The 26010-nt window shown below is 67.9% G+C and carries 12 protein-coding genes, 1 pseudogene and 2 CRISPR repeat arrays; of the genes and pseudogenes, 8 read left to right on the top strand and 5 right to left on the bottom strand.

Features of this window, described 5'->3' with window-relative positions:
* Nucleotides 1–1235 precede the first annotated feature (1235 nt).
* A complete protein-coding gene (locus FOF52_RS06545; protein WP_248592940.1) occupies nucleotides 1236–1592 on the bottom strand; it encodes a hypothetical protein in 357 nt (118 codons plus the stop codon).
* A 48-nt stretch (nucleotides 1593–1640) separates the two neighbouring features.
* Nucleotides 1641–3553: a CRISPR direct-repeat array (repeat unit 29 nt; unit sequence CGGTCCATCCCCACGTGCGTGGGGCTCAC).
* A gap of 659 nt (nucleotides 3554–4212) precedes the next feature.
* On the opposite strand from FOF52_RS06545, the gene FOF52_RS06540 reads away from it, so the two are divergent.
* Entirely contained in the window at nucleotides 4213–4953 is a 741-nt protein-coding gene (locus FOF52_RS06540) for a metal-dependent hydrolase (RefSeq protein WP_248593766.1), read from the top strand.
* A 393-nt stretch (nucleotides 4954–5346) separates the two neighbouring features.
* Nucleotides 5347–6483: a methyltransferase domain-containing protein gene (locus tag FOF52_RS06535; RefSeq protein WP_248592939.1), complete on the top strand. Its 1137-nt coding sequence runs from the start codon at nucleotides 5347–5349 to the stop codon at nucleotides 6481–6483.
* Between the two features lie 271 nt (nucleotides 6484–6754).
* Here FOF52_RS06535 and FOF52_RS06530 read toward each other — a convergent pair whose 3' ends face one another.
* Together FOF52_RS06530 and FOF52_RS06525 are read right to left on the bottom strand one after the other, a co-directional pair.
* Nucleotides 6755–7297: a dihydrofolate reductase family protein gene (locus tag FOF52_RS06530; RefSeq protein WP_248592938.1), complete on the bottom strand. Its 543-nt coding sequence runs from the start codon at nucleotides 7295–7297 to the stop codon at nucleotides 6755–6757.
* Between the two features lie 602 nt (nucleotides 7298–7899).
* A complete protein-coding gene (locus tag FOF52_RS06525; protein ID WP_248592937.1) occupies nucleotides 7900–8229 on the bottom strand; it encodes a histone-like nucleoid-structuring protein Lsr2 in 330 nt (109 codons plus the stop codon).
* 1689 nt (nucleotides 8230–9918) lie between these two features.
* Here FOF52_RS06525 and FOF52_RS06520 point away from each other — a divergent pair.
* From FOF52_RS06520 to FOF52_RS06505, 4 genes are all read left to right on the top strand, one after another.
* The gene (locus FOF52_RS06520) at nucleotides 9919–10704 is read left to right on the top strand and encodes a hypothetical protein (RefSeq protein ID WP_248592936.1); all 786 of its coding nucleotides are present in this window, start codon (nucleotides 9919–9921) and stop codon (nucleotides 10702–10704) included.
* Nucleotides 10705–10803: 99 nt separating this feature from the next.
* Nucleotides 10804–13386 carry a LamG-like jellyroll fold domain-containing protein gene (locus FOF52_RS06515; protein WP_248592935.1) on the top strand — a complete coding sequence of 861 codons (2583 nt, stop codon included), beginning with the start codon at nucleotides 10804–10806 and terminating at the stop codon, nucleotides 13384–13386.
* Between the two features lie 79 nt (nucleotides 13387–13465).
* Nucleotides 13466–20560 (top strand): RHS repeat-associated core domain-containing protein, encoded by a 7095-nt coding sequence (locus FOF52_RS06510; protein ID WP_248592934.1) that lies wholly within the window; start codon nucleotides 13466–13468, stop codon nucleotides 20558–20560.
* Between the two features lie 16 nt (nucleotides 20561–20576).
* Entirely contained in the window at nucleotides 20577–21269 is a 693-nt protein-coding gene (locus FOF52_RS06505; protein WP_248592933.1) for an Imm52 family immunity protein, read from the top strand.
* A 282-nt stretch (nucleotides 21270–21551) separates the two neighbouring features.
* Here the strand turns inward: FOF52_RS06505 and FOF52_RS06500 are convergent, their stop codons facing one another.
* Entirely contained in the window at nucleotides 21552–21920 is a 369-nt protein-coding gene (locus FOF52_RS06500) for a hypothetical protein (protein ID WP_248592932.1), read from the bottom strand.
* A gap of 1282 nt (nucleotides 21921–23202) precedes the next feature.
* Between FOF52_RS06500 and FOF52_RS06495 the strand changes: the two genes are divergently transcribed.
* Complete coding sequence (locus FOF52_RS06495) at nucleotides 23203–24087, top strand: AAA family ATPase (protein ID WP_248592931.1); 885 nt, start codon at nucleotides 23203–23205, stop codon at nucleotides 24085–24087.
* Entirely contained in the window at nucleotides 24056–24196 is a 141-nt protein-coding gene (locus FOF52_RS06490; protein ID WP_248592930.1) for a hypothetical protein, read from the top strand. Before FOF52_RS06495 ends, FOF52_RS06490 begins: the two co-directional genes overlap by 32 nt.
* A 323-nt stretch (nucleotides 24197–24519) precedes the next feature.
* Nucleotides 24520–25769: direct repeats of the CRISPR family, unit length 28 nt; unit sequence GTGCTCCCCGCGCACGCGGGGATGGTCC.
* Nucleotides 25770–25787: 18 nt separating this feature from the next.
* On the opposite strand, the pseudogene FOF52_RS22130 reads toward FOF52_RS06490, so the two are convergent.
* Nucleotides 25788–26008, bottom strand: a pseudogene (locus FOF52_RS22130) (C40 family peptidase); the annotation flags it as partial.
* Nucleotides 26009–26010: the final 2 nt, after the last annotated feature.

The following is a 26010-nucleotide window of genomic DNA, read 5'->3' as shown; positions in this document are numbered from 1 at the left end:
GCGGGGCAGACCGCGGTCCAGCCTGGTGATGGAGCCGTCCTCGGCGATCTGCAACAGCCCGTCCGGGAGGTGGTTGCGCCCGACGGGTACCAGCCTCAGCGGGGACGTGTCGGGAGCGGGCGGCACAGCCAGCAGGTCCTGACTGCGTGCCCGCTCGGCGATGGCGGTGAAGGCCTGCCGGACCCTCTCGCCCAGCGGCTGTCCGCTGGGCGAGGAATCCACGGTCAACTCCGGCCCGAACCGGCCACGGCGGACGCCGAGGGTGCCCAAGACGTGGTCGGGGTTGTCCAGGAAGTACTGGTTGACCCACACCGGCGCGTCTACGTTCAAGTCCTGCTCGGCTAGGTCGACCGTCGTCTTCCAGGACTGGCCCGCCGGGGCCTGCCCCGGAAGACGGCGGCGCAGGACGAGGATGTCGGTGATCACCCTGGTGCCGGCCGCGCGCTGGTGGGCGTCGGCGGGCAGGCGGATCGCCCCCAGAAGGTCGGCCTTGGCGGCGATGGCATCGCGGGCTTGGGGGGCCTCGGCATCCATCGTCCAGTGGGACGTGATCACCGCGACCACACCCCCGGGTTTCACCGCGTCCAAGGCCTTGCTGATGAAGTGGTTGTGGATGCTGAGGCCCTCACGGTTGTGCTCCGGATCGTAGATCCGGTAGTTGCCGAAGGGCACGTTGCCCACGGCCGCATCGAACTCCCCTTCGGGGATGAAGGTGTCTCCGAAGGACTCGTGCAGCACCTGGGCGTCGGGGTACAGGTAGGAGGCGATGGCCGCGGTGGTGGCGTCCAGTTCCACCCCCACCATGTGCACCGGCACCGGGGTGTCTTGCGGAGCAAACCCGATGAAGTTGCCCGATCCGCAGCCCGGCTCCAAGACGTTGCCGCCCGCGAAGCCGAGATCGCGCAGGCCCTGCCACATCGCCTGCACCAGCGAGGCGTCGGTGTAGTGGGCGTTGAGGGTGGTGCGACGCGCAGCGGCGTAGTCGGCCACGCTCAGCAGGGACCGCAGCTCGGCGCGTTCGGCCACGAACTCCTCGTTGCGGGGGTCGAAGACCTGGGGGACTGCTCCCCAGCCCGACCAGCGGGCCAAGATCCGCTGTTCGTCCGCGGTGGGCGGGGTCTGCCGGGACCGCAGGACGCGCAGCAGACCTAGCGCGTCCAGGTTGGCACGCACCCGCTCCTTGGCCCCCTCGGGGGCCAAGGCGTGCTGTCCGGTGGGACGGAACCGCGGCCCGCTTAGGTGCGGAGACCCGTCCCCAGCTCCCCGGTCAGCCCGTCGAGGCCGTTCTCCTCCAGCTCCTCTGCGGTTTCCCAGCTCTCCTGTTCTGCCGTCGGGCCGAACAGTTCCTCCAGTCTCTCCTCCATCACCTGGGAGGCCGCCTGCTGGCGTGCCCAGTTCAGCCGCTGCAGCTTCTCCAGGTGTGTCTCCTGGTCCGGATCCGGTCCTGCCAGCTCGGGCCACCGCTCGGCGATCTGCTCCTCGATCTCCTCGCCCAACTGGGTCAGGAAGGCCTCCGCGTCGGCCATCTGCTCGATCTCGCCCGGCCGTACCCTGCGCCAGGTCTCCTCGATGGTCCGGGCGTAGTGGTTCATCAGCGGTCTCCTTGTCCTTGAAGGCGTCGAAGTCCAGTGCGGTCTGCTCGGTCCATCCCCACGTGCGTGGGGCTCACGAGGCGGCCATCCCGGCGGACATTCCGCCGAACGGTCCATCCCCACGTGCGTGGGGCTCACATTCCCTGTTCCCTGTTCCCTGTTCCGGTCCATCCCCACGTGCGTGGGGCTCACATGCCGCTCTGCCGCCAGGAGCTGTAGTGGCTCGGTCCATCCCCACGTGCGTGGGGCTCACACGGGGTGGTCGGCGCCCGGCCAGTACAGGGCCGGTCCATCCCCACGTGCGTGGGGCTCACGCTCTCCTTCCTGGGAGTAGGACCAGTTCCAGAGGTCCATCCCCACGTGCGTGGGGCTCACGATTTTTCAATGCGGTGCACTACCTCGAGCAACGGTCCATCCCCACGTGCGTGGGGCTCACGTCGACCCGCACGGGCTTGAAAGCCCAACGTTCGGTCCATCCCCACGTGCGTGGGGCTCACCCGGTGCCGCCATGTCAGCCCTAGCCCTCCTGCGGTCCATCCCCACGTGCGTGGGGCTCACGTGTCGACCGGAACGAACAGACGCTCCCGGCCCGGTCCATCCCCACGTGCGTGGGGCTCACTACAGATAGAGGAGACACCATCCTATGTTCGGCGGTCCATCCCCACGTGCGTGGGGCTCACCGCGCTGGAGGTGTACTCGCCACCCGAATCGGCGGTCCATCCCCACGTGCGTGGGGCTCACACGCTCCTGGCCTGTTGGCGGATCCTCGCACCCGGTCCATCCCCACGTGCGTGGGGCTCACGTCGCGTAGCCAGTCGCGTAGCCAGTCGGCGCAGGTCCATCCCCACGTGCGTGGGGCTCACGGGCTTGTTCCCCGCTGTTGCCACAAACCTAGCGGTCCATCCCCACGTGCGTGGGGCTCACAGATACGTCTCTTGCAACGTGGGGTCCGCGCGCGGTCCATCCCCACGTGCGTGGGGCTCACCGCGGGTCTCCACCCGCCAACCCGGCGACATCCGGTCCATCCCCACGTGCGTGGGGCTCACGTGTTCTCCGCGTGCAGCTCCTCGCGGGGGGTCGGTCCATCCCCACGTGCGTGGGGCTCACAACCGAGGCCCCCGCCACCAGCGTGGCGGGGGCGGTCCATCCCCACGTGCGTGGGGCTCACTGGTGGGTGGGCCGCCGGACTGGGCCGGGAAAAGGTCCATCCCCACGTGCGTGGGGCTCACAGAACGCCAAGGGTGGCGGGGAGATTCTCCGCGGTCCATCCCCACGTGCGTGGGGCTCACTGTACTGGCTCCATCATTCAACACCCCCGCTCCGGTCCATCCCCACGTGCGTGGGGCTCACAGGATCCAAATGCCTCGGTTCATGCGATGATTCGGTCCATCCCCACGTGCGTGGGGCTCACCGACGCGGGGTCTGCCACCCGGCGCAGCCGGGCGGTCCATCCCCACGTGCGTGGGGCTCACGGGTTCCGGCATGGGTTTCGGCATGGGTTCCGCTGGTCCATCCCCACGTGCGTGGGGCTCACCGACAGCCCAGGTGTGTGAAGCGCCTGGGCTGCGGTCCATCCCCACGTGCGTGGGGCTCACCGGGCCAGCAGGCGGGCCGGTGCGCTGGCCGCCGGTCCATCCCCACGTGCGTGGGGCTCACCTGATCGGAGAGCGCCCACAGGACGCTGACAGAGGTCCATCCCCACGTGCGTGGGGCTCACTCCTCGGCGCGCTGCTGGCCGTGCTGCCACGGCGGTCCATCCCCACGTGCGTGGGGCTCACGTGGCCTACCTCGCAGGCCACCACCTCGGCGACGGTCCATCCCCACGTGCGTGGGGCTCACATCGCGGCCGCTCTGGCCGCCGGGCGCCCCGTGGGTCCATCCCCACGTGCGTGGGGCTCACTCCTTGCCCTTGGCGCGGTTGGAGCACCACACCGGTCCATCCCCACGTGCGTGGGGCTCACAGAAGCTGACCTGCGACTTTGTGGCGCGTTATCTCCGCGTTACCTATTCTGCGGGCAGCCTTCTCCCTGGCACCACTTTAGGCCATTTTCGCGAAAGCGCCCCGCTCGCGGCGGTTTGCTCGCTACGTTCTGCGCGTACCGAGACAGCAGAATGGGGCAGAAAACACGCCCGAGCACGACCCCGCAGGTGGGGGCACAGCGCTCCGTTGGGTGCGGGGCTCACCATGTGGGGCCGGGCGCTCCTGTCGGGACAAGGACGGTGCCCCAGCATCATTCGGTTGTCTTCCCCGTCGCAGGGCGAGGGCGGTGAGAAGCCGATTCCCGAGGAGGCCATGCGGCATGTCAGGGCCGGGGACCGCGCTCCTGAGGAGATACGGAACACTTTGTGCGGCTCCACCGGGCACCGGCGGAGAAAACTGCTCCGGTAGTCCCCCTGAGCTGCTGATGCGGCGTGGAGTCCCCACGGTCGAAACCCCCTGGAACGGGCTCTCGGAACCCCTGCCCCGGGCCCTGTCGTGGGGGAGCGGGGAGAAAGCGCCCGGTTGTGGCCACCTTCGGCCATTGTTCTCCTGGGGCCGACTGATCCGGGTACGTCTGGTTTCGGCCGCTTCCTCCTTCGCTCTCCTGTTCCTTCTTCCCCCTCGTGGAGTCCTCCGGTGATGGGTTCATCTCACGCTGCCACTGGTGTGGCTGCGGGCGCTGCCGTGTTGGCCGGGTTGTCGTGGGCCGGCGCTCCGATCGGGTTTGCTGATGTGGCGTTCGGTGGGATGGTGTGCGCGGGTGCGGCCCTGCTGCCCGACCTCGACCATCCGACCTCGACGGCGACCCTGTCCCAGGGGCCGGTGTCAGCCGCGGCCTCTCGGGGGGTGCGTGCCCTGTCGTCGGTGGTGTGGCGGGCGACGCGGACACCGCAGGATCGGGGCGGTCGGGACGCTGACGGGACGCACCGGCACCTGTCGCACACGGTTCCCGCAGCGGTCGCCTGTGGGGCTGCGGTGGCCGCGGCCGGACTGTGGTGGCCTGCCCTGGCCCTTGTCGTGTGGGTCGTGTTCTCGTTGGCTGTGCGCGGCCTGGTGGCGTGCTGGAAAGATCGGCGGATGAGGTGGGCCGAGGCGAGCGGTGCCGCGCTGTTGTTGACGATCGGGGTGTTCGGGTTCGGGGTGGGACCGCTGGTGGTCGCGGGCATGGTGGCCTTGGGGATGGTGGTGCACGTGCTCGGGGACGCGTTGACGGTGGCGGGAGTCCCCCTGGCCTGGCCGCTGCGGGTACGGGGTGCACGGTGGCGGATGGTTGGTGCGCCGCTGCGGTTCCGCACGGGCCGGGAGAGCCCTGTCGAGGAGGTCATCCGTTGGGGGGCGCTCGGCACGACCCCGGCCTGGCTCCTGGTCGGACTGCTGTGAACTTCGAGGATTCCGGACGGTTTCTGGCCTGATGAGAAGGAGCGGGGTGGATGCTGCTGCTCCAGCAGGCCGGGACAGGCGGAACGTCGACCGGGGCCGGTGGAGACGAGGGCTGCACCGTGTTGAGCGACTGACCCGGCCGAGGAGGCGCCACCGGTGCGCGACGTCGCCGGGCACCGGCGCGTGAACGGTGCGCCGGACGTGCCCCGGGACGACCGTGGATCCACCGGTGGTGGTGTCCCCGCCGGGGCGACGCCGCCCCGGCCCCGCGTGCGTGGGACTCGGGCGTGTCGTCCGGCTCGCCCTCGCCGGATTCCGACAACTGCGCCCCGGCGCATCGGTCGGAGAGGCAGGCTCATGGGGAGAAGCCGCTGATCTGACCGGGGAGGCCGGATGGACTGGCAGGAGCACACGACCATGCTGGCCGACCAGGTGACACCGTCCGGGTCGGCGTGGCGTGACGCGGTGCTGCACGTGCCCAGGCAGGCACTGGTACCCGCCTGGTTCGAGCGGGACGGTCACGGGTGGCGGGTGCGGCGCGGTGTCGACGACCCGCAGGCATGGGCCGAGGCGGCCTACGCGGATCGCAGTCTCGTCACCCGGGTGGGGAGGCTGCACGCCGACCACGCGACGCCCGGTCAGACCGTGCACGGCCGGCCCACGTCGTCGGCGACCATGCCCGGTCTGACCGTCCGCATGTACGAGCACGCGCTCATCGCACCGGGCATGCGCGTGCTGGACGTCGGCACCGGCTCCGGATACGGCACCGGCCTGCTCGCCCACCGGTTCGGCGCCGACCAGGTGGTGTCGGTCGACGTCGACGAGTACCTGGTGGACGCGGCGGCCGCCCGGCTGGCCGCCGTCGGCCTGCGCCCCGCTATCTACCGCTGCAACGCACTCGGGGAGGAGTTGCCGCGCGGCGGCTACGACCGGATCGTCGCGACCGTGGGTATGCCGAGGATTCCCCCCGCATGGATCAGGGCGCTGCGAACCGGTGGCCGGGTGGTGGCCACACTCGCCGACACGAGCATGATCGTGGTCGCCACCAAACAGGAGGACGGGACCCTGCGCGGCCGCACCACCTGGGACCGGGCCGGGTTCATGCCCGCCCACTCCGGGGGTGGGCACCCCGACGACGGCGTGGACTGGGCAGCGGCGGCCACCGCATCGGGGATTTGTGAGACTGGCCGGTACCCGGTGCTCGACGTCGAACAGGCGTGGGACGTGCAGTCCATGATGGCGCTGCTCGCCCCGGGGATACGACACCGGTACTCGGTGGACGGGAACCGGCGGGTCATGGTGATGGCGCACCCGGACGGGTCATGGGCCCGCGCCGAAGCGTGGGGTGATCAGTCACCGGCGGTGCGGCAGGGCGGCCCGCGCCGCCTGTGGGACCTGTTGGATCACGTGCGGGACTCCTGGGTGCGGTGCGGGGAGTTGCCCGTGCGGGGCGCGTCGGTGCTGGTCGCCCCCGACGGGCGGATGGTGCTGCGCCGCGGTTCGTGGAAGGTGCTGGTGGGACACGAGTAGCCGGTCCCGCGGTGAGATGCTTACCCCCGCAGGGAGGGGCGGTATGTCCGCGGCACCACCGCAGGCACCCGGGTCCGGGAGCAGGGGCAGTAGTGGTCGTCCCGCTCCGGTACGGCGATGGGTCGGCCACCCTGTGGCGTCGTGGACGCCGGGGACGAACGTGTCGACGGACACCGCCCTTTGCGTCAGCGGCCCGTCCACCGCGCACCGGGCACCGAGGGGCACGTGGTCCACGACCGCGGGAGCTCCCACCCCTCTGGCCCCGTCCACGTCAGCGGAGGACGCGGAAGACGAAGGTGGCGGCCCCGGGGGTCTGGGTGAGTTCGAGCTGTTCGAGTCGGATCCGGGTGCCGCCCGGGTGGTCGAACAGCCGGGTGCCGTCGCCCAGCAGGACGGGCACGACGGACACGTAGATCTCGTCGAGCAGCCCCGCCCGGAGGCATTGGGCAGCCACCTGGGCGCCCAGGACGCCGACGTTGCGGTGACCCGCGGCCGCCTTGGCTGCGGTGACGGCACTGTCCAGGTCGGTGACGAAGGTGACACCGGGGACCGGGGCGTCGGGTACGTGGTGGGTGAGGACGAACTGGGGTCCGTCCCAGCCGCCGCCGTAGGGTTCGCCCTCGTGCTCGGTGCCTTTGTAGGGGTCGTCGCCGCCGAAGGTGCGCCTGCCCACCAGCAGGGCACCGGTCTGCCGCATGATGCGTTCGGCCGTCGGATCGGGGCCGAGGTGGGCGGCCAGCCAGGACATGTCCCCGCCCGGTCCGGCGATGAAGCCGTCCAACGACATGGTGCACTGGTACTGCAGCTTGGCCATGGGATGCCTCCGCCAGGATCGGGTGGCCGCTGTCGAGGTGACCGATCGTATGGGGAGAGCACGGCCGTGTCCTGCTCCCACGAGGACTTCACCGGCACCCGTTCCCGCCTCTTCCGGCTGGAGGCCCCGGGGGCAGGGGCATGCGGGACTCGGGGGCGCGTGCCGCAGGTGCTTTTGGCAGGGCTCCGGTGCTCAACAGCCGCTGGACGGCATCCCGGAAGAGGGAGTTGGCTGCGGGGCACAGCCCGAGTGCGCCGGGAGGCGAAAGCGTTCGGGGCCCTTGCTCTCCGGTCTGGGGAGAAGGGGAGACTCCTGTGCAGGGTGTGACGCTGGGGGAGAGCGGGCCGATCCCGTTGGCCTGACCGTGCGAACCTCCGCACAGAAGCCCGGGGGTGTCCGCAGGCGGAGGAGAACGGCGAGAACCGCCCCTCCCCGAGCTCCGCGGGGAGACAGAGACGCCGGGGACGGGCCAACGGCATCGGGAGGGCGTCTTCGCGTCGGACACGCCGCTGCGGAAACAGCGCCCCCCGGCTCGCCGTCGGCCCACCCGTGTCAGGAAAAGAACGAGGGGACCCGCGTCCCCACGGCGGGGGGCGGGCCGGTCATCCCTGGGCAGCGTGGTAGGCGTCGATGATCTCCTGAGGAAGGCGGCCCCGGTCGTTGACCTGCTTGCCGTGGGCTTTGGCCCAGGCCCGGATCCGGGCGGTGCGGTCCTTGTGGGGGAGGGACTTGGCGGTGAGGGCCGCGGAACGCCGGACGGGGGCCTTGCGGGCGGCGGTGACGAACGGGGCGAGCGCCTCACGGAGCCGGGCCGCGTTGGCATTGTTGAGGTCGATCTCGTAGACGGAGCCGTCCAGGGAGAAGGAGACGGTCTGTTCTGCCTGGCCGCCGTCGATGTCGTCGATGAGAAGAACCTGGACTTTTTGGGCCACGGGAGGATCTCCGTTCATGGGAGGGAAATCTTTTATATCTCCCACAATAGAACCCTGCGGGGTGGTGTGAAGGGTCTTCGTGTCACGAATCAATGATGGTTGTGGTCACGGTTTCCGTCACATCTGTAAAAGCTGAATAAAAGAGCGGGTTGTCTTGGGGGAGCCTGTGTGCCGATCGCTTTCCTTGTCGGATTTTTCAGACGGAAAGCATGATTCGGAACTTCTCTTCCCACTCCTCCACGACCCGCTTCCCGGCAGCGGCGAGAACCATGGGAATGAACGGCACAGCCATGCGCCCCCGGGCACTGACGAGCACGAACACGGCCAAGCCTGCGGTGAGCTCCTGGCAACCCGCTACGCGAAACCCGAAGGACCGGCACCACCCAGACGAGTACGCCGCCCCGCCACGGGAGAACACCGCAGCCGACGTACGACCTGCCGCCCCCTGAACGAGAAGAGCCCGCCCAGGAACACGCGGCGCGACACCGCCACCCCGCCCCTGCGGGGGCCTGGACCGAGCAGCCGGCCCGCAGTATCCAGGTTGGCCCTCACCGACCTGAGCGGCACCTCAAAACGACAGGACACTCCCACGGAAACGGGGACGAAGTCCCGAAGACCAGGGCCGAAGCGTGGCTGGAAGCGGCCGTTTTTCGGGGTTGACGACCACGAAAAAAGAAAGCTCGCGCGGCTCCGGTGACGCCCCGACGGTATGAGCGCCTCCCGCGTCGTCGGGTTCGGTTTACACGTGATCTCGGCCCGGCTGGTTTCACCCGGTACGACAACCCTTTGCCGGACCACCCGGATCCGGCGGAGTTGGCGCGTGCCGGATCAGGAGGATGGTGTGCTGCGCGGTATGAGCACGGGAGTACTGGCGGTGTGGCGGCGGGACTGCTGTGGGCGGTCCCGGCGGCAGCCGACGACGATACGGGCCCGAAGCACCCCCCGGAGTGCGGGGCGACACCACGCGCAGCAGTGACCACCCCGACGACGAGCGGTTCCACGGCGAGCCCGACCAGCCCGGGGAGTTCACCTTCTCCAGCGTCGACAGGGGACACCGAAACCCACTACTGCAGCCTCGACGACGACTCCTGCACCGCTTCGCCCGTCCCGGACACCCCGGCGCTTCGGGCACCGTCACCCTCACCCCGCACAGAGACGGCCCCGCCGTGGTCTACGCGCGCTGTCGACCCCCAGGGGCGTTCCTCGACTTCGGGGCACCTCGGGCAGGGACCGAAGAACGGCCCCACTCCGAGGATGAAGAGCGGGGTGAGGACAGGGAAGTTCGCTGAGGAGCACCTGGTCGGCCCCTGTGTGCGGCCGCCTCCGAGAAGCCGGCCAGTCGTTGGGCGTCGACTGCGGCGCCCGGTCAGCGGCGAACGAGTCAGACGACCACACGGTCCAGCACGTACGCACCGGAGGATGATGCGAGCGAAGGTTGAGGCACCGGTAGGCGACTCCCTGCACAGTGGGGAAGTGCGCGGGGAGGAGCGAGGAGCATGGCCGGATGTGGCCATTTTTGTGGTTGACGGTCGTGAAGGAGGAAATTTCCACAGCTCGTGGCGACTCCCTGGAAGCCTCGTTCACCCTCCGTGTCTTTAGGTGTGATTTACAAGTGATCTTGACCTGGCTACCTTGAGCCCAACCTAACGGAATATCGGCCGAGTCGCCCCGATTCGGCGGATGTGACGCGTGCTGGATCGGGTGGAGTTCGTGCTGCGCAGGACGGGTGCGAGTGTACTGGCCGGTGTGGTGGCGGCGGGACTGCTGTGGACGGTCCCGGCATCGGCCGACGACGAGGAACCGACGGAACCGGATCTGACATCCGAGGAAGAACAGGCCCTGGCCGAAGCCGCGGAGACCGGCGAACCGGTGGAGGTGGCCTCGGCCACCGACGAACGCTCCCAGGTCTTCGCCAACCCCGACGGCACCTTCACCCTGGAGACCCACGCCTCACCGGTGCGGGTACGCACGCCTGAGGGGTGGACCGACGTGGACACCACCCTGGTGCACACCCCCGACGGGAAGGTGCGGCCGCGCGCGGCCGCCGTGGACATGGCCTTCTCCGGCGGCGGCGACGGCGCACTGGCCCGCGTCACGCTGGGCGGCCGCTCGGTCGAGCTGGGCTGGCTGGGAGCGCTCCCCGAGCCGGTGCTGGACGAGGACCGCGCCACCTACCCGGACGTGCTGCCGGACGTCGACCTGGTGCTCACCGCCGGCGTGGACGGCTTCGCCCAGGTGCTGGTGGTGCACACCCCCGAGGCCGCGACCCACCCCGAACTGGCCGAGCTGGAACTGCCGCTGCGCGGCGAAGGGGTGGAGGTCACCACGGACGCGGGCGGCAACATCAACGCCGTCACCGCGGACGGCGAGAGCATCTTCACCGCCTCGGCCCCGGCCATGTGGGACTCCGCCGGCGAGGACCTCAGCACCGAGGAGAAAGCCGCGGCCCCGGCCACCGGCGCACGCGTGTCCTAACTCGACACCCGCCTCAACAGCGAGGCGATCACTCTGGAACCCGACCAGGACCTGCTCACCGACCCCGCCACCGAGTACCCGGTCTACATCGACCCGTCGGTGTCGGTGACCCGCCAGGCCTGGGCCTACGTGGACAAGAAGTTCCCCAACACCGCCTACTACAACCGCTCCGACGCCGACACCGGCGTGGGCTACGAGCCCCAGTACGGCCACACCAAGCGCGCGTTCTGGCGGTTCGCGGTCTTCGAACGCACCCGCAACGCCACCATCCAGTCGGCCACCCTGCGCACCGAGGTCACCCACGCCTTCGGCTGCACCAACGCCAAGGTTGAACTGTGGCGCACCGGCAACATCAGCTCGGCCACCACTTGGAACAACCAGCCCGACAAGCTCACCAAACTCGACACCCAGACCGTGCGCAAGGGACGGTCCGGCTGCGAGGGCTCGGGGGTGGAGTTCAACGCCACCGCCGCCTACGAGTGGGGCCGCGCCAACAACAAGACCAACATCATCCTGGGTCTGTACGGCAACGAGACCGTCTCCGGCTCCAACTACGACTGGCGGCGCTTCAAGAAGAACCCCTCCCTGGTGGTGGTCTACAACAACGCGCCCGCCGTCCCGGACGCCTCCACCATGCGCGACTCCCACGGCGGAGCCTGCTCCACCAACTCCGCGCAGCCCAGGCTGATCAACACCACCACGCCGCGCCTGTACGCCCAGGTCCGCGACACCGACTCGCAGTACGCCACGCAGAAGCTCAAGGCCCAGTTCCAGATCCAGTCCGACGGCACCACCATCCAGACCAAGGACTCCACCTCGGCCAACGTCGCCAAGTGGCCCGCGGGCAGCGAACGCTCGGTCACCACCGACACGCTGCCGGAGAACACGCTGATCCGCTACCGGGCCCGCGCCCACGACCAGACCACCTGGGGCGGCTGGTCGTCCTGGTGTTACCTGCGGGTGGACACCACCAACCCCGAGAGCGGCCCCGAGGTCACCTCCACCGACTACCCCGACGACGAGCAGTTCCACGGCTCCCCCGGGCAGCCGGGCGAGTTCACCTTCTCGGCCAACGGCGTGACCGACGCCGCCGGCTACCACTACAGCCTCAACGACGACACCTGCACCACCGTGCTCGTCCCCGACACCCCGGGCGGCTCGGTCACCGTCACCCTCACCCCCCGCACCGACGGCCCGAACCTGATCTACGCGCGCACCGTCGACGGGCACGGCAACTCCTCGGCGTGCATGCTGGTCCACACCTTCCTGGTGGCCCCGCCCTCAGCCCCCGTCGCCCACTTCACCTTCGACGAAGGCACGGGGACCGTGGCCGCCGACGCCGAACGACCCGGCGAGACCGCCACCGGATCGGGAATCTCCTGGATTCGCGGCCGGGTCGGCCCGGTGGAAGGCTCCATGCACCGTCTGGAAGGAACCGCCGTTCACACCGACGGCTACGTTCCCTCCGAGCCCGAATGGGACGAGATCACCACCAGCGGACCGGTGGTGGACACCAGCCGGACGTTCACGGTGGCGGCCTGGGTGAAGATGGACGACACCGACGCCCACCACACCGCGATCGGCCAGGACGGCGTCCAGCAGAGCCCGTTCCACCTGGGCTACCAGAAGAACGCGGACGCCTGGGTGTTCAAGATGTCACCCGAGGACGCCCCGGCAGCCCCCGACTCCGCCGGCTGGAGCTACGCGCTGTCCACCGAGCCCGCCAAGACCGGGGTGTGGACCCACCTGATGGGCACCTATGACGCGGCCACCGGCGAGATCGCCCTCTACGTCAATGGTGAGAAGCAGGGCAGTGCCGTGCACGAGGGAGCCTGGGCGGCCAGTGGACCGGTGACCATGGGCCGCAGCAAGTACCAGGGCGTCAAGAACTACTACTGGCCCGGCGGCATCGACGACGTCCGCTTCTACGACCGCCTCGTCACCGACATCCCGCTCAACAGCGGCACCTCCGAGGCATGGGAGCTGGCCAACCGGCCGGTGTCCTTGGACGGCTGGTGGAAACTCGACGAGACCGGCGGTGCCACCGCCGCCGACGCCAGTGACCACGGCCTGGACGCCGCCCTCACCGGGGACCCGGCCACCGTGTGGAACACCGCGTTCAACGACGTGGTCTACATCCCCGGCGCCACCCTCAACGGCACTGACGAGTACCTGACCACCACCGGCCTCGCAGTCCGCACCGACGCCAGCTTCAGCGTGGCCGCCTGGGTGCGCCTGGACTCCACCACCGCCAACCTGGCCGCACTCAGCCAGGACGGCAGCCAGCACAGCGGTTTCTCCCTCGGCATGCAAAGCACCCAGGACACGAACAACTGGGTGTTCACGATGACGCCGTCCGACACCGCAGACGCCTCCGACTGGTCCAGGGCCCTGTCCACCGGACCTCCCGAACTGGGCGCCTGGACCCACCTGGCCGCCACCTTCGACGCCACCACCCGCACCCTCACCCTGTACGTGGACAGCATCGAACAGGGCAGCGCCGTCCTGGACACCCCCCGGCACGCTGACGGGCCCCTACGCATCGGCGCCGCCACATTCGAAGGAACTCTGAGCGACCTGTGGCACGGCGACCTCGCCGACGTCCACGTCTACCAAGGCGTCCTCAACGAAGACGACATCGAATACCTGAGGTACGGATTCGGACCACCCGTGGCCCGATAACCCCTCCTGCCCCCGACCCCTTCCCCCTTGCTGAACAGTGGTCCGGCGGCCAGTGGAGCCGCCGGACCGGAGGAGCCTCATGTCCGAGTCCGCTTCTTCGCCGGCCCAGCCCCGCCGCACCCCCGTACGCAGTCTGCTGTCGTTCCTGCTCTCCCTGGTGATGCTCACCGGGATGCTCGTCGCGGTTCCCGCCTCCGCGATCGCCCGCAACCCCAGGCCCGACGTCCAGGATGACATTCCCGTCGAGGGCTACGACTTCGTCGCGGCCGGGAATGCGGAACCGAGTCAGACCGCCGAGGCTGCGGTCACCGACCTGGGCACGGCCGACTGGCCCGAACCCGACACGGTCGAGATTGACCTGGCCGCTCCAACGCAGGCACGGGCCAACCTCCTGGCCGAACCGGAAGAGGGCGAGACGGTCACTCTTGCCCCGGTCGACGAGGAAGTCTTCGAGGAGTGGGTTTCCCCGCTGCCCCAGGACAACCCGGACAGCAGAGCCGAGGCCAACGAGGGCGGGGACACGCAGAACACCCCCGCCCCCAGCCCGTCGGCGACCCCCGAACCGACACCGTCGTCCTCACCGGAACCCACCCCGCAGAACACCGAATCGGCAGAGGAAACCGACAAGCCCGAGCAGACCGAAAGCGACACCGAAGAGGACACCGACGAACCGGAAGCCGACTCCGAGGAACCGGAACCGGTGCGCAGCGCCGCCGTGGAGATCCTCGACCAGCAGGTGGCCGAGGACGCCGGAATCACCGGTCTGCTGATGCGGGTCAAGCGCACCGACGGAGCCGACACCACCGGTCCGGTCCAGATCGGCGTCGACTACTCCGACTTCGCCCCCGCCTTCGGCGCCGACTACGCCTCCCGACTGCGCCTGGTCGCCCTCGACGACTGCGTCCTGGACGCCAGCGTCCCCGAATGCGCCCCCCAGATCGAGTTGGACTCCACCAACAACACCCAGGCCATGACGCTCAGCGCGGTGGCCCCGGCCTCGGCTGGCAGCGGCACCCTGCTGGCGGCGGCTCCGGACAGTGAGGGCGAGACCGGCGACTACAAGGCAACCGAGTTGAACGCCGCCTCCAGTTGGGACGTCGGACTGCAGACCGGCGACTTCAACTGGTCGTACCCGATCACCGTACCCAAGACCGCAGGAGACCTTGCTCCCACCATCGGTCTCGGCTACTCCTCCGGCTCGGTGGACGGACGCACCGCCTCCTCCAACAGCCAGACCTCCTGGATCGGAGAGGGATTCAGCTACACGTCGGGCTACATCGAGCGCCGCTACAAGCCGTGCGCCGACGACGGCCAGGCCACAGGCAGCAAAACCGGAGACCAGTGCTGGTCCAGACACAACGCCACACTCTCGCTGAACGGCAAGGGCGGCGAACTGATCCTGGACTCCGACGGCACCTGGCGGCTGCGCAGCGACGACGGCACCCGGATCGAACGGCTGACCGGCGCCAACAACGGCGACAACGACGGCGAGTACTGGAAGGTCACCACCACCGACGGAACCCAGTACTTCTTCGGCCGCAACCGCCTGCCCGGCTGGTCCTCAGGCGACCCCGAGACCCAGTCGGCGTGGACCGTGCCCGTCTACGGCAACAACTCCGGTGAACCCTGCCACGGCTCCACCTTCGCCAACTCCTGGTGCCAGCAGGCCTGGCGGTGGAACCTCGACTACGTCGTCGACGTGCACGGAAACGTCATCACCTACTGGTACGAGAAGGAACGCAACCACTACGGCCGCAACCTGACCACCACCGCCACCCCCTACGACCGCGGCGGCTACCTCAAACGCATCGACTACGGCCTGCGCTCCGACGACGTCTACGCCACCGCCCCAGCCAGGGTGAACTTCACCGTCAGCGAGCGCTGCATCCCCACCGACAGCTTCGACTGCGCACCCGCCAAACTCACCAAGGCCAACGCCTCCCACTGGCCCGACGTGCCCTTCGACCAGAACTGCGACGCCGGGACCCAGTGCACCAGCCAGCACTCACCGACCTTCTGGACCCGCAAGAAACTCGACAAGATCACCACCCAGGTCCACAACGGCACCTCCTACACCGACGTGGACTCCTGGACCCTGGAGCACGCCTTCCCCGCCCCGGGAGACGGCACCACACCGGCACTGTGGCTGGAGTCCATCACCCACACCGGCCACGTCGGCGGCACTGCCACCTCCCCGAAGGTGCGGCTTGAGGGCACCGCACTGGAAAACCGGGTCGACGGGCTGGCCGACGGCCTGGCGCCGATGCTCAAGTACCGCATCACCTCCGTCTACACCGAGTCCGGCGGCCAGATCGACGTCTCCTACTCCGAACCCGAGTGCACCCGCGGCTCCACCCCGCAGCCGCACAGCAACACCAAACGCTGCTATCCAGTCCGGTGGACCCCCGAGGGGGAACCGGAGATGGTCGACTGGTTCCACAAGTACGTCGTCACCCAGGTCGCCGAAATCGACCTGGTCACCGACCAACCCGACATGGTCACCACCTACGAGTACCTCGGCGGAGGTGCGTGGCGCTACGAGGAAGCCGACGGCTTCACCAAGGACAAATACCGCACCTGGTCGGACTGGCGCGGCTACGAACGGGTCCGGGAAATCTCCGGGGCACCCGGTGAACAGCGCTCCGAAGTCGAGCACGTGTTCTTCCGCGGCATGCACGGCGACAAACAACCCTCCGGCACCCGCTCGGTCACCATCACCGACTCCGAAGGACAGACCCACACCGACCACGACGAACTCAACGGAGTCACGCTCGAGGAGATCGTCCGCAACGGCGTGGGCGGAGAAGTCGTCACCAAAACCATCTCCATCCCGTGGCGCAAGAAAACCGGGGAACGCACCTACTCGTGGGGCACCGTCTCCTCCTACCTGGTCGACACCGCCTCAGAACGCGAGTACACAGCCCTCCACGGGGGAGGCTGGCGCCAGACCCGAGTCGACACCGTCTACGACGACTACGGGTTCCCCATCCAGATCCACAACCACGGAGACGTCGCCGACCCCGACGACGACGAGTGCACCCGCACCACCTACGTGCGCAACATGGGCGCGTGGCTGCTGGACGCAATCACACGCGAGGAGACCGTAGCCGTCGCGTGCTCACAAACCCCCGAGCGCCCCGCCGACGTGATCCGCGACGGCCGGACCTTCTACGACAACCAGGCCTACGGAACCGCCCCCGTCCGAGGGCTGGCGACCAGGACCGAACGCCTCGCCGACTACGACAACGGCGAACCCGTCTACGAACTCGTGAAGGAGACCAGCTACGACTCCTACGGGCGACAGACCGAAACCACCGACGCCGCAGGCCACACGACCGAGACCGCCTACACCTCAACCGTGCCCGGCGGCGCGCCCACGGTCGTCACCGACACCAACGCCCTCGGACACACCGCCACCCAGTACTTCGACCCCGCACGGTCCACGCTCATCGCGACCGTGGACGCCAACAACAACCGCAACGACCTGGTCTACGACCCGCTGGGCCGGTTGACAGAGGTCTGGCTGGCCGACCGGAACAAGACCACGCAATCCCCCAACCTCAAGTTCGAATACCACATCCGCAACGACGCCCCCACCACGGTGGTCGCCCAAACGCTGCGCAACGACGACCAGAGCTACACCACCACCTACACGCTCTACGACGCTTTCCTGCGCGAACGCCAAGTCCAGACACCGGCGGTGGGCGGCGGGCGGCTGGTCACCGACACCTTCCACGATTCGCGCGGCCTGGTCGTCAAGGAACGCGAACCCTACTACAACACCGAAGACCCCTCCGGCACTCTGCTGGTCGTCAACAACGACGACGACATCCCCCGCCAGACCGAGACCGTCTACGACGGCGCGGAACGGCCCACCGACGTCCTGCACGTCTCACGGGGCGAGGAGCAGTGGCGCACCACCACCGAGTACCGGGGCGACCGCACCCTGACCACCCCACCGGAAGGCGAGACCGCGACCACGGCCATCACCGACGCCAAGGACCGGATCGTCGAACTACGCCAGCACGAAGGCCCCACTCCCACCGGCGCCTTCGACGCCACCACCTACACCTACGCCAAGAACGGGGAACTGGCCACCGTCACCGATCCCGCGGGCAACGTGTGGGAGAACGTCTACGACCTGCGCGGCCGCAAGGTCGAAAGCACTGACCCAGACACCGGGACCACCACCTACACCTACGACGCACTGGACCGGCTGGCCACCCAGACCGACGCGCGCGGTGAGACGCTGGCCTACACCTACGACGCGCTCGGCCGCAAGACCGGACTGTTCGACGACTCCCCGCAGGGCACCCGGCGCGCCGAGTGGGTCTACGACACCAAAGCCAAGGGACAGCTCACCTCGTCCACCCGCTACATCGACGGCAACGCCTACACCACCGCGGTTCTGGCCTACGACAAGATGTACCGGCCTCTCACCGAGGTGATCACCATCCCCGCCTCCGAAGGCGCGCTGGCCGGAAACTACCGATACATCTACTCCTACAACCCCGACGGCACCCTCAAAAGCATGGCCTTCCCCGCGGCAGGCGAGCTCAGTGCCGAACCGGTGATCTTCGGCTACAACGAACTGGGCATGCCCACCACGGTCAAGGGGCGCAGCACCTACGTCGCGGAGACCATCTACTCCAAGACCGGCAACCTGCTGCAGCGGACGTTCGCAGCAGGCAGCAATGCAGACCAGACCTGGATCACCCGGGCGTTCGACATCGCCACCAACCGTATGGCCTCGACCAGCGTGGTGCACGAGGTTGGCTACGGGTCGTTGCTGGAGCAGCACTACACCTACGACGACGCAGGCAACATCCTGCGCATCAGCGACACCCCCACCAGCACCGGACTGCCCAGCGACACACAGTGCTTCGCCTACGACCACCTGCGTCGCCTCATCGAAGCCTGGACCCCCGGCACCCATGACGCCACCGCGTGCGGGACCGCACCCGACGTCAACAGCCTCGGTGGCGCGGCACCCTACTGGCACTCCTATACCTACGACGCGGTGGGCAACCGTCTGAGTGAAACCAAGCACTCCGCCAGCGGCGACACCGTCCGCACCTACACCCACCCCGCAGCCGGACAGCCCCAACCGCACACTCTCACCCAGGTCGAGCAGACCGGCCCCACCGGCACCCAGCTGGAACAGTACGGCTACGACGAGGCGGGCAACATGACCAGCCGCCTCACCCCCAACTACGACCAGGAACTGGAATGGGACTCCGAAGGCCACCTGGTTCGGGTGGTGGAAAACGGTGCCGAGACGGAGTTCCGCTACAACGCCGACGGACAGCGTCTGATCCGTGAAACACCCCAAGACACGACCCTGTACCTGCCAGGTATGGAGGTGCGCCTGGACAAGATCGCCCTGCTGAGTGAGGCCACCCGCTACTACGACCATGCCGGCGAGACAGTCGCGCTCCGCCAGGACGACGAAACTCCCCACTGGCTGTTCTCCGACCACCACGGCACCGGCGAACTCAGCATCGACGGGCAGAGCGGGCAGACCGTGCAACGCCGGTTCACCGCGTTCGGCTCGATCCGTGGCTCTACCGGGCAGTGGGTGGACGAGAAGGGATTCGTGGGCGGCACCATCGACGAGACCACCGGGTTGGTCCAGTTGGGCGCGCGTGCCTACGACTCGGCGATCGGCCGGTTCGTCTCCATCGACCCGGTCATCGACTTCACCGATCCCCAGCAGGTCCACGGCTATGTCTACGCCAACAACAACCCCGTCAGCTTCAGCGACCCCGACGGGCTGAAACTGGTGAAGAAGTACAAGAGTCCCGCCATCTTCACCAAGGTCAAAGTTACCCAAGGCGTTGCGGGATCGTCGGTCGGTCGGCGGCTTCCGCCCCGCCCGACCTTCCAGCAGGCGGTCCATACCGGTCTCCGCAGAACGAACACGGTGATGAACCGGATCCCGTTCTACCCGCAGTTCAGGGATGCCAATGCGGGTGCCATGGTGGCCCTGTACGAGTCATCGCTCATCTCGTTGGCAGCCGATCCGGCGATGGAGTACTTCACCGGAATGTCCATGTCCGAAAGCCTGCGGATTTTCGGGGTGAACAAGGACTCCGGTTGGTACAAGGCGGGCTACATCCAGTCCTTCGTCGGCACGCTCATCACTCCGGGAGGATGGGGCAGCGCCGGTGCCAAGGCGGCTTCCCTGGGTGGCAGGGCGATGAGTGGGCTGAAAGGCTTCGGCTCGGCGGTGGCGAATGGAGCCAGAAGCGCGGGAAGCGCTATACGAAGCGGTGTCAACAGGCTCTTCGGCAAGTGCAACAGCTTCGTTCCCGGCACCCGGGTGCTGATGGCCGATGGCACGTCCAAGCCGATCGAGAACGTCAAGGTCGGCGACCAGGTGCTGGCCACCGATCCGGAGACCGGTGAGCAGATCGCCAGGACGGTGCTGGCCACCATCGTCGGTGTGGGCGCCAAGACCCTGGTTGAGATCACCGTCGACACCACCACCGAAAAACCTGCGGGGGACGAGGACAGCGGCAACGGTGCTCCCGGGCCGACCGCGGCCGGTGACGTCATCATCGCTACTGACGGCCACCCCTTCTGGGTCCCCGAACTCGGCCAGTGGGTTGATGCCATCGACCTGGCCCCCGGGATGTGGCTGCAGACCTCGGCCGGCACCTGGGTCCAGATCACCGCCATCAGAGCGTGGACCCAAGCTGCCACCGCCCACAACCTCACCGTCCAAGACCTGCACACGTACCATGTGCTGGCGGGCAAGACGTCGGTCCTTGCGCATAACTCTTCCTGCTGGGCAGGAAAAGGTGGACCGGGGGTTTGGGGAATTGTCAATGAAGCAATGTCGGCGCGGGCTGCTGCCTACCAGACAAGAGTAACTGGAGTACCACTAGGGTTTGGCTACATTGTCAACGGAGTGAAGTTCGACGGATTTCGAGGCGGAGTTCTCTTGGATGCCAAGGGGCCCGGCTATGCGAGATTTGTTCAGGATGGCGAATTCCGTTCCTGGTATACTGGAGCAAAAGCGTTGCTGGAGCAGGCGCGGCGTCAAGTTTCTGCTGCAGGGGGAGTGCCTATTAATTGGCTTGTCGCTGAGGCTGATGCCGCTAATGCAATGCGAAATCTATTTGTTGGGGAGGGAGTGTCCTCCAGGATCAATATTTTGTATAAGCCCTAGGTGAAAGGAGTGAGGTATGGTGGATGCTTTTTATGTGGGCGCCTACTGGGGGCCCCGCTCCGAGTCGGTTGGTGGGTGTGCCCAGCAGTTGGCTCTGTGTCTGAGTCGGCTTGGGGAGGCGCATCCGGCCTTGGCGACGTGGTTTCGGCAGGGAATGAGCAGGGCTGAGGCCTCTTCTGGTGGTCCTGTGGGGACCAGCGCAGAGGCTCTGGAGAGCATGCTCAAGGCTGGTCGTAATCGCAGGGATACTGATGGTCAGGTTATCAGTGAGCTTGGATTCAGTTTGTCATTGTGGAACAACAATCCTGCCGAAGCCTCCTTCTCGGTCACATGCTGTATCGCTCCAGCGATGGATTTCATGAAGAACTGCTTCGTTCTCAAGCTTCCTAAACCGGTTGGAGTCGCTGCTGAGCTGTATGATCCAGAGATTGTGAGATCTGTTTTCTGCTCGGTGGTCGATATTTGGGATCCTCAGTGGGCAACGTTTACGAATCGCTCAATGAGGGAAGCTCAGTATAAGGATCATGGGCATCCAATTGGCGGCTGGATGACGTATGTTTCGGGAGTTCGGAAAGCAAAGGCGGATGAAGTGACCGGACTGTCTGCGGAAGAGTTCTCAAACGGGACTCTGTTGGTGGCTGGGGCCAACCCTCTGCAGATGTCAGATTCGCATCTTTCGAGTGTCGTTGATTTCCTTTCACGGCTCTGAAGAGGAGGTGAATAGCGTCAGCCTCTCGACCTGCTCGTTGCACCTGTTACCGCTGTTTCAGAAGCCTGATCCGCTGCCGCCTGGCCGCAAGGACGAACTGGCTACGTGCCCGGCGGTTTGGCCGAGTCCGTCCACGCAAGCACGCTCACGTTCCCTTGCTGGGGCAACTTCCAGTACGGCGTGTTCCCCGCGCATGCGGGGATGGCCCCCTGGGCGATGTCCGCACCCATGCGGATCGCCTGTGTTCCCCGCGCATGCGGGGATGGCCCTGCAGATCAGGGGTCAGCGGGGCTGGTCGGGAAGGTCGTGCTGCTTGCCGATGATGTCGCCGCCAGCGCGGGCGCGGCGCTGGATGATCCGGTCTCCGCCCAGGGTGGCCGGACCGCGTTTGCCGGTGATGCTGCCCTGGGCCCGGGCACCGCTCTGGTCGATGTCATCGCCTGTCGGTGAGGAGTCCTGGGGGCGGCGTGCGGCCCAGGCGGCAGCGGTGGCGATCAGGGCCAGGGCGCTGATGATCCCGGCCGCCCACCCGGCGGCCTCCCAGCCGCTGCGCTGGGTGGGGCCGCCACCCAGCCACAGGGCCGCGGCCAGGGCCACCGTCACCGCCACCGCCGCTGCGGCGGTCAGAAGCCATTTGATTTGAGAGGGCATGAACCGATTCTGCCCTTCCAGTCTCTCCATACTCCTGGAGACGGCCGAAACCAGCAGTTGGCAAAACCGACTAGGCCTCCCCTTCGTCGATGCCCTCGGCACCGCCGGCAATCCCTGTACACGCAGGATCACCGGTGGCCTTCATCTGCTGCGCCGCTGCCTCACAGGGCGGACCCCGTCCCCCGTGACCTGTCCGACCACAGGTGACCTGGTTTCTATGGCTGATGTGACCAACTCGGACTTCCGTGTATTCCGGATCGATTGTGAAGTGCTGGTCGAGTAAGCAGCGGCCTTTCTAGCCAGGGCTTGACATTCGCCTCTGATCGAAGCGGGGCCGTCGCACCATCGGCGCTTCCGCAGCTTCCGGGAACTGCCCCTGCTGCCCCCAGCGGTTCTGGTGCTGCGCCACTTTCGTAACGGCAGCCACATCACCTCCTGACCTGCGGACACGCCGTCAGCCAGGCCTCCTCGGCACCCCGGTTGATGAGACGGACGTCTACCGGCAGCCGCTCCCGGCCGAGCTCGCCGTGGTTTTGAGCTGCCCAGAAGAAGTCGTCCGGGCCATCCAATCCTGGTGGGCCCCGGTAGGGGGCGACGACCCACTCGTGATCTGGAATGGCGACAGGGTCCGGGAAGAACGAACGTGACCGGCGAGCTGGGACCGACACCGCGGTCGTGGGGATATCAACTCGTTCCCCTGGTGCGGCCGACACCGGAGAAGGGGGACCTGCTCTTGGAGGGCTGTAGTAGTCCTCCGGTTCACCGATGGCAAGCTGTGCGGGGGACCGAGACGTCTGAGGTTGCTCGTCGACCCGGCACACGGACGGGCCGATGCGGTGCTCGACAGTATCGAGACCTGTTCGCCCCGGACTTTCGGACTGCCGGAGAAGGATGGGACAACAGGCCAGCCCTCGGCAGCGCCTTCTTACCGGAGCACGTCCGGCAAGCGCCGGAGGTACCGGGCGCCCCGACCGGCTTCGGCGGCCTGACCGGCGTCTTCGAGAAAACGGGGGCACCCACCTCCCCAACACCCTGCTGACCAACAAGCTCCTGGGGCTCCTCAACCGGTGACCTCACGATCGGGCCAACCCACGACGAGAGTCCGCTGGCAACGCGGGTGCCGTCCGTCCTGGGACCCGAAGGAGGACTGCTGTTGCACTCCGCCGACCGCAGCCACCGCCGCCAGCCTGACCGGCAACAACTGCGAAGTCTGCGACGGGCCCCATACCCACCTCATGGACGAACTCGGTGCCGAACCGCTGGTTCCCTTCGACGGGTCCACATGTCGATCCCTCCCAGGCGGACGGAACTGGACCTGCTCAGAAGCGCACGGTGTCCAGGAGCTTTGCACCGGTCCTTCCAAGCCGGAGGGCGGTCCGCCCTCCACTCGGCCTTCGCAGCCGCAGCCTCCTCCTCGACCATCGCCACCAGTCCGGCCAACCCCTCCTCGAACTCGGCGTCCCACTCGGCGTCCCAGTCGACCGGAAGGTCCAGCACCTCTCCCAGGCAGTGGTGTACCGGCAGCTCCCCGGGTCCCAGACGATCGCGCCGCTCCTTCGTGCCCAGGTTCCCCTCCTCGAAGCGGCCGCTCACCTCCGAAACCGCGAAACCCAGCACGAACGCGCTGAACATCCGCCTTCAAGCGGCCACCCGTTCAGCCGGGATCCCCGCGTCCATCAGGGCCTCGCAGAGGGGCCACCACGCGCATCGCCTCCGGCAGGACTACCGGCCTGCTCAGCAGCGGGAACATCAGCGGATACCGGTGCGCCACGGCCCTGGCCCCCGCGTGCACGCGAGTGGACTGCAGGGACTACGCCGACGTGAACTCGGCCGCGCCGTCAACGAGATCTCCGAAGTCCTCCAGATCACCGGCTACCTCGACCGCAGAGTCGGTGTCCTCTCCGGCGGTCAGCAACGCAGGGTCCAAGCCGCCGCGGCCATGATCCACAAGCCCGCACCCCTCCTTTTGGACGAGCCCACCGCGGGCATGGACCCCGAGGCCCGTCAGTCCTTCCTTAAAGCGGTCCGTGACCACGCCCACACCGGGGCGACGGTCATCTACACCACCCACTACCTTCCCGAACTCACCGAACTGGGCGCAGAGCATCGCACCGATCTCGCCCGGATACTGGGCGGTGACCATGCTCAAGGCCGCGGTGGCGGGTGAGCCCGACACCGTCACACAGGCCGCGCTCATCCTCACAGCCGTCGGCATTGTGGCGGGCGCACTGGCCTGCGTCCGCATCAGCCGCGGTCTGAAGGAGCTCCAGGGATAAACAACATCGCGCCGCACGGTCCACCCCCATCACGTTGCACCACCGCCCCCTCCAGCCGACCCAGGGCGTACGCGTCGACCTGATGGCGTGCGGAAGGGGCAGCCACCCGCTTTCGGTGAATCCAGTACCATCCCGGCCCCAGCCCTCCGCAGTCGGCCGTGTCGACCGGACAACCCTGATCCTTCAGCAGCACGAGCACTCAAATCATGGAGAAGACCCCACGAGAAGCTTTGATCAAAAGTTCTTTTTGTGGATTTTTGTCCGTTTTTCTGGAAGTGAATGAAATCAGCGTTGAACGCTGGTAAAGTCGCAGGTCGTTCAGTGTGCTCCCCGCGCACGCGGGGATGGTCCCACGTCGGGGACACCGAGCACGAGCAGGGCGTGGTGCTCCCCGCGCACGCGGGGATGGTCCCACGGCGGTTTCGGGCCGCCAGGTGTTCGCAGCGGTGCTCCCCGCGCACGCGGGGATGGTCCCTGCAACGCGACGACCTGGGCGCGGACCGCTGCGTGCTCCCCGCGCACGCGGGGATGGTCCCCATTCCGGGTCCACCTCGGGGTTGCGGCACGCGTGCTCCCCGCGCACGCGGGGATGGTCCCTCTCGGGGGTTCCGCCGTCACCCCGCTCGAACGTGCTCCCCGCGCACGCGGGGATGATCCCCTGGTCGTGTTCCGGGGCGTGGACCGGGTGAGGTGCTCCCCGCGCACGCGGGGATGATCCACGCTGCCGCGAACTCGTCTGCGCTGAACCCGGCGTGCTCCCCGCGCACGCGGGGATGATCCCTCAACCCCGGCTGGTCCTGGACGCACGCCAGCGTGCTCCCCGCGCACGCGGGGATGATCCCTCAACCCCGGCTGGTCCTGGACGCACGCCAGCGTGCTCCCCGCGCACGCGGGGATGATCCCTGCTGCACGAACACCCGGATTCTCAGCAGGTCGTGCTCCCCGCGCACGCGGGGATGGTCCCGATCACCCCGAGTCACCCGTACACCGCCAGGTGTGCTCCCCGCGCACGCGGGGATGGTCCCGTGTGCTCGGTCGGCACCTGCAACCGGCCCGTGTGCTCCCCGCGCACGCGGGGATGGTCCCGACATCTGCGCCCGGGCCTGACTCCAAAAACCGTGCTCCCCGCGCACGCGGGGATGGTCCCGACCGGCTGATCTCCATCCAGCCCGAGGGCCGGTGCTCCCCGCGCACGCGGGGATGGTCCTCTCTGCGGGGATCCACATAGGTGCCTATGGCAGTGCTCCCCGCGCACGCGGGGATGGTCCATCTGTAAAGGGCGGGTTGGCCCCAGTGTGGGAGTGCTCCCCGCGCACGCGGGGATGGTCCGGAGACACTGGTAGTGGACTCCCCGCACGTGGGGTGCTCCCCGCGCACGCGGGGATGGTCCCGATCACGGTGGACGGGGAATACGGGCCGAAGTGTGCTCCCCGCGCACGCGGGGATGGTCCCTGGTGGTCGATCTCCTCACGCAGCCGCTCGGCGTGCTCCCCGCGCACGCGGGGATGGTCCCCGCATGCCCAGTTCTTCCAGGGACGCCTGCTCGTGCTCCCCGCGCACGCGGGGATGGCCCAGTGTGGAGGGCGTTGACCATCTGGCCGCCGCCGACGTGCATGGTGACGTGGCTGGGGAAGGGGTCGGAGCCGGTGTCGTAGAACAGCAGGTCGCCGGGCTGCAGTTCGTCGAGGGAGACCGGGGTGCCGATTTGACCTGGTCGGTGGTGATGCGGGGAATACTGACGTCGGCTGCGGCCGAGGCGGCCTGGGTGAGTCCCGAGCAGTCGAAGCCGTGCGGGCCGGTGCCGCCCCAGATGT

Source organism: Thermobifida alba (assembly GCF_023208015.1).
Taxonomy (GTDB): Bacteria; Actinomycetota; Actinomycetes; order Streptosporangiales; family Streptosporangiaceae; genus Thermobifida; species Thermobifida alba.
Note: the sequence above shows the minus strand (reverse complement) of the source record. Positions and strands in the feature narration are given on the sequence as shown.

Excerpts from the sequence above, each read along its gene's own strand:
- FOF52_RS06530 (WP_248592938.1), bottom strand. The coding sequence starts at position 7,297 with ATGGCCAAGCTGCAGTACCAGTGCACCATGTCGTTGGACGGCTTCATC.
- FOF52_RS06500 (WP_248592932.1), bottom strand. The coding sequence starts at position 21,920 with ATGCCCTCTCAAATCAAATGGCTTCTGACCGCCGCAGCGGCGGTGGCG.
- FOF52_RS06495 (WP_248592931.1), top strand. The coding sequence starts at position 23,203 with ATGTCGATCCCTCCCAGGCGGACGGAACTGGACCTGCTCAGAAGCGCA.
- FOF52_RS06545 (WP_248592940.1), bottom strand. The coding sequence starts at position 1,592 with ATGAACCACTACGCCCGGACCATCGAGGAGACCTGGCGCAGGGTACGG.
- FOF52_RS06510 (WP_248592934.1), top strand. The coding sequence starts at position 13,466 with ATGTCCGAGTCCGCTTCTTCGCCGGCCCAGCCCCGCCGCACCCCCGTA.
- FOF52_RS06505 (WP_248592933.1), top strand. The coding sequence starts at position 20,577 with ATGGTGGATGCTTTTTATGTGGGCGCCTACTGGGGGCCCCGCTCCGAG.
- FOF52_RS06540 (WP_248593766.1), top strand. The coding sequence starts at position 4,213 with ATGGGTTCATCTCACGCTGCCACTGGTGTGGCTGCGGGCGCTGCCGTG.
- FOF52_RS06535 (WP_248592939.1), top strand. The coding sequence starts at position 5,347 with ATGGACTGGCAGGAGCACACGACCATGCTGGCCGACCAGGTGACACCG.